At 36.6% G+C, this 13,327-nt stretch carries 13 protein-coding genes; all 13 read right to left on the bottom strand.

Going from position 1 to position 13,327, the window contains the following annotated elements:
- Positions 1 to 143: 143 nt before the first annotated feature.
- The 13 genes from tyrS to ACQV2T_RS00100 all read right to left on the bottom strand — a co-directional run bounded on the left by tyrS (position 144) and on the right by ACQV2T_RS00100 (position 13,318).
- Positions 144 to 1,412, bottom strand: a complete 1,269-nt coding sequence (tyrS, locus tag ACQV2T_RS00160) for a tyrosine--tRNA ligase (protein ID WP_428893087.1) — start codon at positions 1,410 to 1,412, stop codon at positions 144 to 146.
- A gap of 65 nt (positions 1,413 to 1,477) precedes the next feature.
- Entirely contained in the window at positions 1,478 to 1,657 is a 180-nt protein-coding gene (locus tag ACQV2T_RS00155) for a hypothetical protein (RefSeq protein ID WP_428875182.1), read from the bottom strand.
- Between the two features lie 10 nt (positions 1,658 to 1,667).
- The gene (locus tag ACQV2T_RS00150; RefSeq protein ID WP_428873197.1) at positions 1,668 to 2,354 is read right to left on the bottom strand and encodes an NAD(P)H-dependent oxidoreductase; all 687 of its coding nucleotides are present in this window, start codon (positions 2,352 to 2,354) and stop codon (positions 1,668 to 1,670) included.
- A 128-nt stretch (positions 2,355 to 2,482) separates the two neighbouring features.
- Positions 2,483 to 3,571 carry a hypothetical protein gene (locus ACQV2T_RS00145; RefSeq protein WP_428875181.1) on the bottom strand — a complete coding sequence of 363 codons (1,089 nt, stop codon included), beginning with the start codon at positions 3,569 to 3,571 and terminating at the stop codon, positions 2,483 to 2,485.
- Positions 3,572 to 3,632: 61 nt separating this feature from the next.
- Positions 3,633 to 5,045, bottom strand: coding sequence for an ATP-binding protein (locus ACQV2T_RS00140; RefSeq protein WP_428893086.1), 1,413 nt, complete (start codon positions 5,043 to 5,045; stop codon positions 3,633 to 3,635).
- A 2-nt stretch (positions 5,046 to 5,047) separates the two neighbouring features.
- A complete protein-coding gene (locus tag ACQV2T_RS00135) occupies positions 5,048 to 5,758 on the bottom strand; it encodes a response regulator transcription factor (RefSeq protein ID WP_428893085.1) in 711 nt (236 codons plus the stop codon).
- 184 nt (positions 5,759 to 5,942) lie between these two features.
- A complete protein-coding gene (locus tag ACQV2T_RS00130) occupies positions 5,943 to 6,359 on the bottom strand; it encodes a single-stranded DNA-binding protein (protein ID WP_428873191.1) in 417 nt (138 codons plus the stop codon).
- A gap of 72 nt (positions 6,360 to 6,431) precedes the next feature.
- Complete coding sequence (gene whiA, locus ACQV2T_RS00125) at positions 6,432 to 7,352, bottom strand: DNA-binding protein WhiA (protein WP_428873190.1); 921 nt, start codon at positions 7,350 to 7,352, stop codon at positions 6,432 to 6,434.
- Positions 7,353 to 7,384: 32 nt separating this feature from the next.
- Entirely contained in the window at positions 7,385 to 8,419 is a 1,035-nt protein-coding gene (locus tag ACQV2T_RS00120) for a gluconeogenesis factor YvcK family protein (protein ID WP_428884957.1), read from the bottom strand.
- A complete protein-coding gene (gene rapZ / locus ACQV2T_RS00115) occupies positions 8,391 to 9,317 on the bottom strand; it encodes an RNase adapter RapZ (RefSeq protein ID WP_428873188.1) in 927 nt (308 codons plus the stop codon). Before rapZ ends, ACQV2T_RS00120 begins: the two co-directional genes overlap by 29 nt.
- Before the next feature lie 142 nt (positions 9,318 to 9,459).
- Positions 9,460 to 11,178, bottom strand: coding sequence for a phospho-sugar mutase (locus ACQV2T_RS00110; RefSeq protein ID WP_428875180.1), 1,719 nt, complete (start codon positions 11,176 to 11,178; stop codon positions 9,460 to 9,462).
- A gap of 141 nt (positions 11,179 to 11,319) precedes the next feature.
- Positions 11,320 to 12,264 (bottom strand): thioredoxin-disulfide reductase, encoded by a 945-nt coding sequence (gene trxB, locus ACQV2T_RS00105; protein ID WP_428875179.1) that lies wholly within the window; start codon positions 12,262 to 12,264, stop codon positions 11,320 to 11,322.
- Between the two features lies 1 nt (position 12,265).
- Complete coding sequence (locus ACQV2T_RS00100; RefSeq protein WP_428875178.1) at positions 12,266 to 13,318, bottom strand: NAD(P)H-dependent glycerol-3-phosphate dehydrogenase; 1,053 nt, start codon at positions 13,316 to 13,318, stop codon at positions 12,266 to 12,268.
- Positions 13,319 to 13,327 lie beyond the last annotated feature (9 nt).

The following is a 13,327-nucleotide window of genomic DNA, read 5'->3' as shown; positions in this document are numbered from 1 at the left end:
TCTCTTAACAAGAATGATATTAACACATTAAACATCAAAAAAGGGCGTTTTCGTTGAATCGTATAAGACTTGTAACCTTATTGAAACATTTGAACAGATAAAAACATCCTTAGAAATTTTCTAAGGATGTTTTGAACCAACCGCTATTTTAAAGTGACCAGTGTATAGTGTTTTTTCCCGCGTCTGACAATAATATAAAGTTCTCCAATGGCATCTTTTTGACTGATTTCATAATCCAAATCAGTTACTTTTGTGCCATTAATTAATATAGCACCGTTGCTAACAAATTCTCTGGCTTGTCTTCTGGACTGAACGATCCCTGTCTCCACTAGCCAGATTACAATATTCATTGCTTCTTTATTCGCTAGTGCATGCGGCATATTTTTAAATCCTGCTTCAATTTGTTGAGTAGTTAGATTACCCACATTACCGGTAAACAGAGCGTGAGTAATTTTTTCGGCTTCTTCTAATGCTTCTTGACCATGCACAAACCGTGTGATTTCCTCAGCTAAACGACGTTGTCCCTTTCTTAAATGCGGTTGTTCAGCCACTTCTTTTTCTAAAGCTTCAATTTCTGATTGCTCGAGGAAAGTGAAATATTTTAAATATTTAACAACATCATCATCTGCTTGATTAAGCCAGAATTGATAAAATTCATAAGGAGTCGTCTTTTCTGGATCTAACCAAACAGTTTCTCCTCCTGCTGATTTGCCAAATTTAGTACCGTCTGACTTAAGCATTAAAGGAATAGTTAAACCATAGGCCTCTGCTTCTGTTCCTTCCATACGACGGATAAAATCTAAACCTGCTGTAATATTTCCCCACTGGTCACCACCACCGACTTGTAATTGAACATTTTGTGTTTGGAAGAGGTAATGAAAATCAACGGATTGAAGAATTTGGTAGGAAAATTCAGTAAATGAAATTCCATTCTCAAGTCGACTGGCTACAACATCCTTAGCCAACATCGTATTAACATTAAAGTGTTTACCATAATCTCTCAGAAATTCTAATAAAGAGAGTTTACTTAACCAATCATAATTATTCATTATTTTGAAAGTATTATCATCCGAATCCCCTTTTAAGAACAGTTTTTCCATTTGTTGTGTCAGCTTCTGAGCATTTTTTTGGACTACTTCCATTGTTTGTAAGCTTCTTTCACTGGTTCGACCTGAAGGATCGCCAATCGATCCTGTTGCCCCTCCAATCAAGACAATCGGTTGGTGACCGGCTAATTGAAACCGCTTTAAAACCATAAAAGGAATTAAATGCCCAATATGCATAGAATCCCCCGTTGGATCTACTCCGCAGTATAAGGCAATCGTTTTTTTAGATAATAGCTTCTCTAAACCCTCTGCATCTGTTTGTTGATTGATAGCGCCTCGCCACTTTAAATCTTCAATTATTGACATCACATTCACTCCCACTCGTTCTTTCGTTTTAGTATAAAGTCTATTCTACTATCTTGCAAGCCTATCTAAGACCAAGCTTTGGGACTCCATGCATTAGCATCTAATTGGTCTCTATTTTGTTCAATTCTCTTCTCTTGCTCTTTCAAAACAGCTAAAGCTACCTTTAAAACAGCACGACTTGGATAATCTTTGCAACTTTCTACCCATTTTTCAATAGGAACTTGGAACATCTTTGCTTTTTGCATATTATCTTTACTACTCCTCATCAAAAAGTTCTAATTCTTTTAGCTCGTCTGCTTGGTCAATTAATTTCTGAATAAATTGGTCATATATATGCTGATCAAGCGGGTCTAAATTTAATTTTAGTCGATCAAGTTCTTCTAACAAAACATTCACCTTATCTTCTAGTAAATAAAGTCGACCTGTTTTTAAATAAGTCACGTAATCAATCATTAAATGATATTTTTCTTCTTCTGTTAAATAATGAAATTGTGAAATAATAAAAGGTGGACGATACTTCATAGCAAAATCGTTTGCCCAAGCATAATAAGGTGACATTAAGTCCGCTAAACTAACTCCCGCTCGTTCACCTGGTTGAAAACTTTCGAGTCTAGAACCTACCGTTAATACAATTCCAAATTCTTTATCTTGTAAAATTTTCACTGTCTGTTTAAAGTTTAATTGATCATTAAACACTTGGTCCATCCAAACCTTTAAGATAGCCGGTGCTTGATACCAATACAGAGGAAATTGAAATAAAATACGCTCATAATCAGCCATTCTTAAAAGCTCTTGTTTGGAATCAAAAAAACCTTTGTCTTGCCACTCAGCCGTTAAATCAACGTAGTCTGTTTGGGTGAGCGCTTGGCCACTAGCTAATAAAAATTGCTGGCTAGAAGAATTTGCTAGCTGATCATGGGCGATAAAGCATAAAACATCCATATCTTTCCTCCTTATTTCTTATATCCAATTATTTTAACAAAAGCACTCCAACTTCCAATAAATAACCTTTTAATAAAAGGCATGAATTGAAGGTGAAGTGCTTTTCTTAATTAAAAATCAAAGGCATATTAGTAATAATTATCGTCATTAACTTCAGATGTCTCGATTACTTGTGTCGATTCAACTGGTTCAGATGTTCCTGGTCGAACAGTTGTACTTGGAGGTGTTGGCTCTGGATTAGTCCATGAGTTTTCTGGTTCCTCGTAATAATAATCGTTAGAAGTCTCAACAGTTTCAGCTATCTTTTGAGTTGTTTCAACTACTTCAACCGTTGTTTCCTCTGATCCTTCGAAAAGTTCCTTATTATCTTCAAGAGCTTGACTTAAACGCTCAGATGGTTCCAAAGAGCTAACTAAGAGTTGATAGTATTGTGGCACATCTTTAGCTATTTTTGCCACTTCTTTAATCACTTTATGGGTATAAGTATCCGCTTTTTTATTCATTGTTTTATACAGAGAAGGAAGTGAATCTTTGACTTCTAATAATCGCTGATCGAATTTGCGCATAGCTTGTGCTATTTTACCAATATTACCATCAACGATATCAATTTTTTCTACATCTTTGAAAAGTTCTAAAAGTTCATCACCTTCAACAACACTTTCTTCCACTTGATCAATCAGAAGATTAATCGCCTTTTGAAAAGCATCTAATTCTACTTCTTGATTTGAATCCGAAGTCTGCTCATCAATTCCAATTTCTTCATAGTAATATTCTTCTTTTACCTTGAGCACTTTTTCTTTAGTGAGCCCTTCGCGGATCATTAAATCTTCATTCACTTCATTTCCACGGATAGCATCTTTGGTTCCTGCAAAGAAGTCATTGACCTCATTTTGTGCTTGGAAACGTTTTTCAATTTCTTTCAACTGATCAAGATATTGATTCTTAACAGTCGTTGATTCATTCAACTTATTAATATTCTTTTTAATTGGGTCTATCATTTCCACTTGGAATGATTCTTTTAAGAAATCTTGGTTTTCATCATAATATAGCTCATCAATTTGAGATTGAATATCGTCCAAAATGTTGGTGAATTCTTGGTTAGGCTTTTGAACAAGATTAGCTTTTGAATTTGAATTTACGTAAGCGTTCAAAGTAATGACTCCTACTAAACCTAAAATAAGAGCAATAGATATTATGCCTTTTAAAGTTTTCCCCACTCGATAGTCCTCCTTATCATGTCAGTTTTGTTAGTTATCATTAACAAGGGTACATTATAGCTTATTTGTTTTGATGTGGCAACGTTATTATAAAAACTGACCCTTTATTGAGTTCGCTCTCAACTTCTATTTTCCCATTATGAGCTTCAACCAAGGATTTGACAACAGCCAAACCGATGCCAGATTCCCCAAACTTTGTGTTTTTTCTTGAAACATCAACTTTATAAAACCTTTCCCATATGGAACGAATCTGATCGGTGTCAATCCCAATACCATGATCGATCACTTTTATTTGAGAACCTGCGTCTACCATTTTAGCTTCTAAAACAATCTCACTATCTTGCGAAAATTGAATGGCATTGGTTACTAAATTAATCAAAACTTGAGTAATACGATCATAGTCTGCCCATAAAGTGAAATCTGGTGCAATTTGACTAACTAATTGATCATTCTTTTCTTTAGCTTTTACTTGTAATTGGGTTTTTATATTTTCAAATAAAACTTCGGTATTGATAGAAACTTTATTTAGGCTGATTTGTTTGTTACGTATTCGTTCATAATCTAAATTTTCATTAACTAAACGTGTCAAGCGCTGCGTTTCAGAGTGGATGAGTTCCAAACTGCGATCCACTTGATTTTCAGGAATCATATCGTAACGTAAACCTTCTAATAATCCACTCATGGTTGTTAGAGGGGTTCGCATTTCGTGAGCCACATCCATCATGAATTGTTTCCTTAATGTCTCTTGTCTTTCAACTTCCGACTCATATTGAACAAGAGAATCTGCCATCTTTTGAAAATCTTTAGATAAATCAGCAAATTCATCCTGACCTTTGGTATTCACCTTAATTTCATAATTTCCAGAGGCAATTTCTTGACTGGCTTTTCGCAGCTGTTTTAACTTATTAGTCTGATAGATTGAAAAGAGAACACTCATCCCTAAGCCTCCAATACCTGCTAATAAATAAGCAAATAATACTTTTTCTTGCATGGCCGTCACTTTTTCTTCTAAATCTTCTAGTGGTGCCCCTAAACTAATAAAACCCGGAGGAAAACCTGCTACTTGATTTTCTTTCAAAGGAATGTAGACCGTTGCCATTTGTAACTGCGTGTCTGGGTCTACGTATCTTTGTGAGTAGCGTAACCCAACATTTCCACCCTTAGCAATCTGTTCCAGATCTTCTTTACTCAACTTCGAACCAAAGCGCTGATCATAAGTAGGATAAATTATTCGTCCATCGGACAAATTCACTTGGATAATTATTTTTTCACTTGACAGTAACTGGGATGCACGAACCAAATCTTCTCTCGAAAAATAATTATCAACTATATTTTCACCATAACGCAAGAGCTGCAATTCACGATCCTCATAGATCTTCTTTTCCATATAATCGGAAATACGGTATGCAGAAACCGTTAGGGCAGTCAATAATACTATTAAGAAAACAATTATTTGCTGCCATAAGAACTTCATAATTAATCACCTAGTTCTTCAAATTTATAACCAACTCCCCAAACTGTTTGAATCAACTGGGAACCATAACGCTCTATTTTTTGTCTTAATTTTTTTATGTGTGCATCTACTGTTCTTTCATCACCAAAAAAGGGATCTTCCCAAATACTCTTGAGTAATTGCTCTCTGGTAAACACTCGCTTAGGATGCTGAGCAAACATTACAAATAAATCAAATTCCTTAGGTGTTAAACTCTCTATTTTTTTATCGTGATAGTAAGCTTCACGTGTAGAAGTATTGATTTTGACAGTTTTTGTTTCAATATCAAACTCATTTTCTTCTTTAAAAGCTGCATCAGCTGAAACTACTTGTGCTCTTCGATGCAGAGCTTTCATCCTCGCTAATAACGTCAAGGGACTGAAGGGTTTGGTTACATAATCATCCGCGCCCATTTCTAAACCAATCACTTGGTCGCTTTCAGAATCTTGAGCAGTTAGCATAATAATAGGCGTCTCTTTAGAAATCTGTCTAATTTTGCGACAAATGGTCATTCCATCCATAGAAGGTAGATTTAAATCCAGAATAACAATGTCCCAAATGTTAGGTTGCGTCCGATAGGCTTCAAATCCTTCTTTTCCATCACCATGAAAGCTTGCTTCAAAATTTTCTTTTTCAAAGAACATCCCCATCATTTCACAAACGGATTCATTATCCTCAATCATTAATATTTTCATTTGGCTTCCCCCTTTTTAAGAACCTACTGTTTTTTCTATTATACACAAATCTTATTATAAGAGACACTAGGTCTTCTCCACTCAGTCCAAGGTAGTATATAACATTTATAGTTTTTGGGCTTATTATTTTATAAAAACAAAAAACCGAGCAAGTATTTGCTCGGCAACTTTTTAAAACAGCTAATCAATTTGAAATATCATTTAACACTTGCTGAATCGTTTCTTGGGACACCTGCATATCTTCCGCCTTCATCTCCATCTCTTGATTAGAAACCGCCTTAGATTTCGGCTTATCCAAGAGAGTAATTTCGCTGGCATTACATTCAATAACATAAATTTCTTCTTTTTCAGCGTTGAGATAGCTGCGACTTTGCATCATTCCTGATAAAGCAATGCGTTGCCCCTTGCATGCATACTTGTGAATCAATTTTGCCAAACCGTTCCAAGCGACGAAAGGAATAAAGTCAGTCACTGATTCACCATTACGATCGCGAAAAGGACGTTTGATTGCAATGACATTATTAGTAACAGCCGCTGAATCGCCAACCTCTTTTAACTGTATGTCTCGACATAATCTACCAACAAAAGTTACTTGATTCATATAATTCCTCCTTAATGGTGTTAATATTAAATACCAAAAAAGAAGTTTAAAAGTGCTAAGCAAATATATTATTTAGATTTTTTCGGCCAATTCAACAATTTTTCTCAACCGATGATTAACTCCCGATTTCGAAATAGGTCCGTTAGGAATTTGCTCTCCCAACTCTCTTAAGCTCATATCTGGATTTTCAATACGAAAACGTGCCATTTCTTCTAATTTTTCCGGTAAAGAGGACAATCCTTTTTTGGCTTCAATTCGTTTAATAGCTGCAATTTGTTTTTGCGAAGCATCAATTACTTTATTAAGATTAGCGTTTTCACAATTAACTAAGCGATTAACTGAATTCCTCATATCCCTAACAATCCGCACATCTTCAAATTTTAAGACTGCTCGATTGGCTCCAATAATTACTAAAAAGTCAGCGATTTTCTCTGCCTCTTTTAAGTAGGTGATATATCCGTTTCTACGAGCAATTGTTTTTGCATTTAAATGAAAATCATTCATCATTTTACAAAGATCTTCATTATGATCCTCATAACTCGAGTATATTTCTAAATGATAAGAGTTTGACTCCGGATTATTCACCGAGCCTCCCGCTAAAAAGGCTCCTCGCAAATAAGAGCGCTTCTTTGGGTCGTTTTGCATTATTTCGGGAGCCACTCTTGAGATGAGGCTTAATTGATCAAAAATTTCTAAATCTTCTAAAATTTCTTGTACATGATAACGACAGCGCACAATATAGACATTGTTCTTTTTTAATTTCATTTTGCGCCGAACAATCAGTTCGCTTTCAGCATCAAAGTAGTCCTTGAGTAAGGTATATAACCTTCTTGCGATTGCAGCATTTTCACTTTGTACATTTAAAATTAGCTTTTGTTGATAAATAGAAACCGCACCATTCATGCGGATCAATGCCGCTAATTCTGCTTTGGCATGCTCTTTGTGAACTTCTAATAATGTACATTCTTTTTTTACTTCTGCTGCAAATGTCATCCTACTCTCTCCTTAACCAACATTTAGTCCATTTATAAAACTGAGTGCTTATTTGAATCAGAACTATTTTTATCAAGCAAACGCACACTATTCAATAAGTGCCCTAATTCTTCAACAACCTTATCCGTATCATGATAAGCGCCGCCTTCTTTCATACTTAAAAACTCACTAGATATAACCCGACATCCTAAACGACGCAAACCATTGAAATCGTGTTTTACTTGAAGCAGATACTCTTTGTTTGGTTGATTGATAATATATTCTTTGGGAACTTCTGTAGTATTAACCAAAACGGTATCGACAAATCGAACTCCCAAATGATTATGTAATACTTCAATATGATCTGCATCCGTAAAGTTTTCTGTTTCTCCTAATTGAGTCATAATATTACAAATATAAACTACCTGAGCATTGGTTTTTGATATCGCTTGTCCAATCTCATCAATCATTAAATTGGGCAAAATAGAAGTATACAAACTGCCTGGACCTAATACAATTAAGTCTGCTTCCATGATTGCTTCCACAACCCTTGAAGAAGCCTTAACGGCAGGTTTTCCTTCAATAGTCATTACATTAACTTCTTGAATGCGTTTACGATGGTGGGCTATTTTCGACTCGCCAACAGCAATCGTTCCGTCTTCAAATAAAGCTTGCAAAATTAATGGTTCAGGAGCTGCTGGTAGGATTTGACCATTAATATTCATAAATTGCGATAAGATATCAATGGCTTCCGACAGTGAGCCTTTCATTTCCTTTAAAGCGGCAATCAAAAGATTTCCAATGGCATGGCCTGCTAAAAAATCATCATCCGTGTTAAAGCGATATTGAAAGAGTTCAAGTAAGACTGGGTCTGCTTCGGAAAGAGCTGACATACAGTTACGGATATCTCCCGGTGGAACAACGTTAATATAATCACGAATAACGCCAGATGACCCTCCGTCGTCGGCAACAGTAACGATTGCTGTAATGTTGGCATCTAATTTCTTTAGCCCTCTTAAAATTACAGGCAAGCCGGTTCCCCCACCGATTACCGCAACTTTATAACGAGCTTGATGCATCTGATTCATTTCTAGCAACCTTCTTTAATACTTGGTTTTGGTTTTTTGCCATATCACGGTGATTAACATTTGTACAATAATTCATGCGAGTAAAATGTTCGCCAATTCTTTCAGCTAGGGCCACTGAACGGTGTTGCCCCCCTGTACAACCAATCGCTATCACAGCCCTACTTTTGCCTTCGCGTTTATAGCCAGGAACACAATAATTTAATAAGTCGATTAGCTTATTATAAAAAATTTGACTTTCCGGTTGACTCATAACATAATCATAAACCGCATTATCCACTCCAGTTAATCCTCTTAAATCTTGAATATAATAAGGGTTAGGTAAAAAACGCACATCCATGACAACATCTGCATCTATTGGAAGACCATACTTAAAACCAAAAGAGACTACATCTATTCTAAAGGTAACTTGCTCCTTTTCAGCAAAATGTTCCATAATATAAGCTCTTAGTTGTCTGGGTTTCATTTCAGAAGTGTCTACAATCATTTGAGCACGCGTTCTTAAATCGCGTAATAACTCTTTTTCTTTAGCAATCGCACTCAATGTTGAGACTTCATTTGCTTGTGATAATGGATGATGTCTACGTGACTCCTTATAACGAGAAACCAATTCTTGGTCATTGGCTTCTAAAAAGAGAATTCTTGAAGTAACATCTTGATTATTATCCATCGTACCGATTATATCCGATAACTCATCAAAAAACTCCCGTGTTCTTAAATCAATTACCATAGCGATTTTAGTGATTTTACCTGATTCTCGCATCAATTGCCAAAAGGTTGGCAAAAGACTTGGCGGCATATTATCGATGCAGTAATATCCAAGGTCTTCAAAACTTTGAACAGCAACGGTTTTGCCTGCACCACTCATCCCAGTGATAATGACTAATTCCAAATTTGACATGGTCTCCCTCTTTTCTTGGTGAATATTTATTACTCTCTATTATATCACAAATTAATTTCTACTCTATCTATGAATCTTTTAGCTAAAAAAGCTGCTGAAATCCACTTTCTTAAAAAGAAAAAGATTTCAGCAGAGATTTAACTTACTTAATCAATTGATTCAAAAAGGCCTCTAAACTCACTATTTTGTCATTTGCAGCCTGTTCACTTTCAGCTTTAGCGCCCATATATAATTTTATTTTTGGCTCTGTGCCACTTGGTCTTAAGGCAATCCATGATCCGTCTTTCAATTTATATTTTAAAACATTGGATTTAGGATATGAAAGACTGGATTGTTTACCATCTGCATAAATCAAATTACTATTTAAATAATCGTAGGCTTCGGCAACAGGAATACCAGCTACCTCCGTCAAGCGATTAGCCCGCGTTTCATTCATTAACGCTTCCATTTCTTGCTTTCCATCAAGTGATGTAAAAGAGATGGATAAAGTTTTTTCTTTATAATAACCATATTCTTCATAAATTGACATTAGCGCTTGTGCGAGGGTTTTGTTTTGTTTTTTATAAAAGGCTGTAATTTCAGCCAACATTACTAAGGCTTGAATAGCATCTTTATCACGTGTAAAGCTCTTCAATAAATAGCCAAAACTTTCCTCAAAGCCCATAATGAAGGTGTGCGCTTTTGATTCTTCGTACTGTTTAATTTTTTCTGCAATAAATTTAAAACCTGTTAAAACATCTACCGTCTCAACCTTATAGGCTTTAGCAATTTCTTCTGCTAGATCTGTTGAAACAATCGATTTTATGATTACACCATTTTCAGGTAATTGATCTTTGGCTTGGTATGCTTTTAACATATAATTCAACATTAAGCAGGCGATTTGGTTTCCTGATAGCAATTGATAATTTCCTTCTTGAGTACGAATCATCGCACCTAAACGATCAGCATCCGGATCTGTTGCTAAAAGAATATCAGCTTCAATATTTCGCCCAATTTGTTCAGCCAAGTCAAATGATTCAGGCGATTCAGGATTAGGGGATTTAAGAGTTGGAAAACCTCCATCTGGTTCTGCTTGCTCTTCAACAACATGGATGTTAGAAAACCCTGCTTGTTCTAAAGCCTGCATCCCTAGATACATTCCCGTACCGTGTAGTGGAGTAAAAACAATTTTTACTTCTTCTGCCATCTCAGCAATTAGATTAGAATCAATCGTTACTTTAGCAATCTCAGCTAGATAAGCTTGATCCACACGATCACCAATAATTTCAACTTTACCTGACCCTAACAATTCCGTCTTATTTCCTACTTCAATGACTAGTGGATCTTCAATGGACCGTACAAACCGAGTTAACTTATCCGCATCTTCTGGTGGCATTTGACCGCCATCTTCACCATAGACCTTATAACCATTATATTCTGCCGGATTGTGACTAGCCGTTACCATGATACCCGCATAAGCATGTAAATAACGCACAGCGAAGGACAAGGTAGGTGTTGGACGTAGGCTTTCATATAAATAAACCTTAATTCCGTGCTTACCTAAGACTAAAGCGGCTTCCATTGAAAACTCGGGGGAATAGTGTCTCGAATCATAGGCAATAACAACACCACGCTCTTTTGCTTCTTGACCTGCTTCATTGATTAACATGGCTAAACCTTCTGTTGCTTGTCTAACTGTATAAATATTCATTCGGTTCGGGCCCGCTCCTATAATACCGCGCATCCCTGCCGTACCAAAGCTTAAAACATTATTAAAAGCATCTTTTGTTTCATCGCCAGCTTGTTCTTCTAGAGATTTCTTGACCGCTTGGTCAAGATTTTCTTTGTTTTTCCATTTTTTATATAATTCACGCCAAGGCATATTCTCGCCACCTTTCTCATTGTTATTTATTATATCATGATTGGGATAAAATAGTAGAAATTTGACTAATCTCCCACGTTTTTAGTTATTTCTTAAAAAGACTTACCTTTAAAAATAGCTAAGTCTGATTAATTATAAAAATTAGTCTGCTAAGGTTTGAATATATTGGTAAGCCATATGGCCTGCATGACTCCCGTCGCCAACAGACGTGGCAATTTGACGTAAATGTGTTTGGCGAACATCTCCTACAGCAAAAATGCCCGGAATCCGCGTTTCCATTTTTTCGTTGGTGATAATCCATCCTTCTTCATCCGTAATATCTAGATGGCTAACCAACGAAGAGTTCGGCACTAAGCCAATGTAGATAAAGACTCCCTCACAAGGATATGTGTAGCGTTCGCCGGTTTTTCTATTTCGTAAGAACACGCCTTCTACGGATTGATCACCTATAACTTCTTCAACAGTCGTATCCCAAATGAAGTCAATTTTATCATTTTTGAAAGCACGCTCTTGTAATATCTGTTGAGCTCTAAGACTGTCTCGACGGTGAACAATGGTTACTTTATCAGCAAACTGAGTGAGGTAAATTCCTTCTTCGACAGCCGAATCTCCCCCTCCTACAACCACTAAGTGGCGGTTACGGAAAAAGAAGCCATCACAAACAGCACAATAAGAAACTCCTTTACCACTTAAAAGATTTTCCCCTGGAATATCTAACTTTCTATGCTGAGATCCAGTAGCAATAATGACAACAGGTGCTACATAGATGTTCTTGCTGGTAATGACATGTTTTACTTGGTCATGTAACTCAATTCCAACCACCGTTTCCATTGAATGCTGCGCGCCAAACTCCATAGCAGATTCAAAAAATTTATGAGCTAATTCTGGACCGGCTATTTTAGAAAAACCTGGATAGTTCTCTACATCAGCCGTATTATTAACTTCTCCTCCTGGTAGACCCTTCTCAAGAATAATTGTTTTTAAATTGGCACGTGAAGCGTATAGGGCTGCCGTCATTCCTCCAGGGCCAGCGCCTACTATCACAACATCGACATTAATCATTGTCTTTTCAATCGTATCTTCCATCTTATCTTCCTTTCTCTGAGGTGATCACTTCATTGTGTTGGGCTAAAGAGGCTTCTTGTTTGCCAGAGCGATTCATTAATTGACTAACCACTTCTTTAACATCCGCTCCTTGATAAAGAACTTGATAGAGGCCATTAGTAATTGGCATATCGACTTGATATTCTTGTGCCAACTCATAAGCTGCCAGGCAAGTAAAAATACCCTCAACCACCATCTGGACTTCTTCTGTCACTTCTTCAACGGTTAAGCCTTTAGCCAACAAATTACCAGCTTGCCAATTACGTGAATGAATGCTGGTACAAGTTACAATGAGGTCTCCAACTCCACTTAAACCAAGAAAAGTTAGCGGGTCTGCCCCTAAGCGTATACCCAAACGCGATATTTCAGCCAAGCCCCGTGTAATTAAACCGGCCTTAGCATTGTCCCCGTAGTTTAAACCATTAAGAATTCCTGCGCCTAAAGCAATAATGTTTTTCAAGGCAGCGCCTAATTCAACCCCTATCACATCCGTGTTAGTGTATACACGGAAATAATTATTCATAAAGAGCTCTTGAACAGTTTCAGCAGCTTCTAGCGATTCACTGGCCGCGGTAACGGATGTAAGATCTTCGCGTGCGACCTCTTCCGCATGGCTAGGACCGGATAAGACGACTAAAGCTCTGTAAAGATCTGTGGTCAGCTCTTCTTGAAGCACTTGAGAAATACGCAAGTGACTTTTTTGTTCAAGTCCTTTAGACACATGAATAATTAAAGGAGGTCGCTCCATTTTGACTAAAAGTTTATTTACTTCTTTAGAAACCTTACGAATTGCTTGGGTGGGTACTGCAAAAAGCAAGACTTCTGCTTTCTTTAAGGCTTGTGCTAAATCAAGCGTTGCTTTAACAGTCTCATTCAGCTCAAATTCTTTAAGAAAATGCGAGTTGGTATGTTGTTGATTAATCTCATCAACCACCTGAGGATCAATGCTCCAAATAGTAACACTATGTTGATTGTCTGATAAGACTTTTGCTAGAGCAGACCCCCACGAACCTGATCCTAGAATTGTAATGTTCATTTTTTTCTC

Origin of the sequence: Facklamia sp. P13069, assembly GCF_050409405.1 — a bacterium.
GTDB lineage: Bacteria > Bacillota > Bacilli > Lactobacillales > Aerococcaceae > Facklamia.
This window is presented reverse-complemented; position numbering and strand designations above follow the sequence as displayed.

Excerpts from the sequence above, each read along its gene's own strand:
- ACQV2T_RS00110 (WP_428875180.1), bottom strand. The coding sequence starts at position 11,178 with ATGCCTTGGCGTGAATTATATAAAAAATGGAAAAACAAAGAAAATCTT.
- ACQV2T_RS00150 (WP_428873197.1), bottom strand. The coding sequence starts at position 2,354 with ATGGATGTTTTATGCTTTATCGCCCATGATCAGCTAGCAAATTCTTCT.
- trxB (WP_428875179.1), bottom strand. The coding sequence starts at position 12,264 with ATGGAAGATACGATTGAAAAGACAATGATTAATGTCGATGTTGTGATA.
- ACQV2T_RS00130 (WP_428873191.1), bottom strand. The coding sequence starts at position 6,359 with ATGAATCAAGTAACTTTTGTTGGTAGATTATGTCGAGACATACAGTTA.
- ACQV2T_RS00120 (WP_428884957.1), bottom strand. The coding sequence starts at position 8,419 with ATGAATCAGATGCATCAAGCTCGTTATAAAGTTGCGGTAATCGGTGGG.
- ACQV2T_RS00140 (WP_428893086.1), bottom strand. The coding sequence starts at position 5,045 with ATGAAGTTCTTATGGCAGCAAATAATTGTTTTCTTAATAGTATTATTG.
- ACQV2T_RS00135 (WP_428893085.1), bottom strand. The coding sequence starts at position 5,758 with ATGAAAATATTAATGATTGAGGATAATGAATCCGTTTGTGAAATGATG.
- tyrS (WP_428893087.1), bottom strand. The coding sequence starts at position 1,412 with ATGTCAATAATTGAAGATTTAAAGTGGCGAGGCGCTATCAATCAACAA.
- whiA (WP_428873190.1), bottom strand. The coding sequence starts at position 7,352 with ATGACATTTGCAGCAGAAGTAAAAAAAGAATGTACATTATTAGAAGTT.
- ACQV2T_RS00155 (WP_428875182.1), bottom strand. The coding sequence starts at position 1,657 with ATGCAAAAAGCAAAGATGTTCCAAGTTCCTATTGAAAAATGGGTAGAA.
- rapZ (WP_428873188.1), bottom strand. The coding sequence starts at position 9,317 with ATGTCAAATTTGGAATTAGTCATTATCACTGGGATGAGTGGTGCAGGC.
- ACQV2T_RS00100 (WP_428875178.1), bottom strand. The coding sequence starts at position 13,318 with ATGAACATTACAATTCTAGGATCAGGTTCGTGGGGGTCTGCTCTAGCA.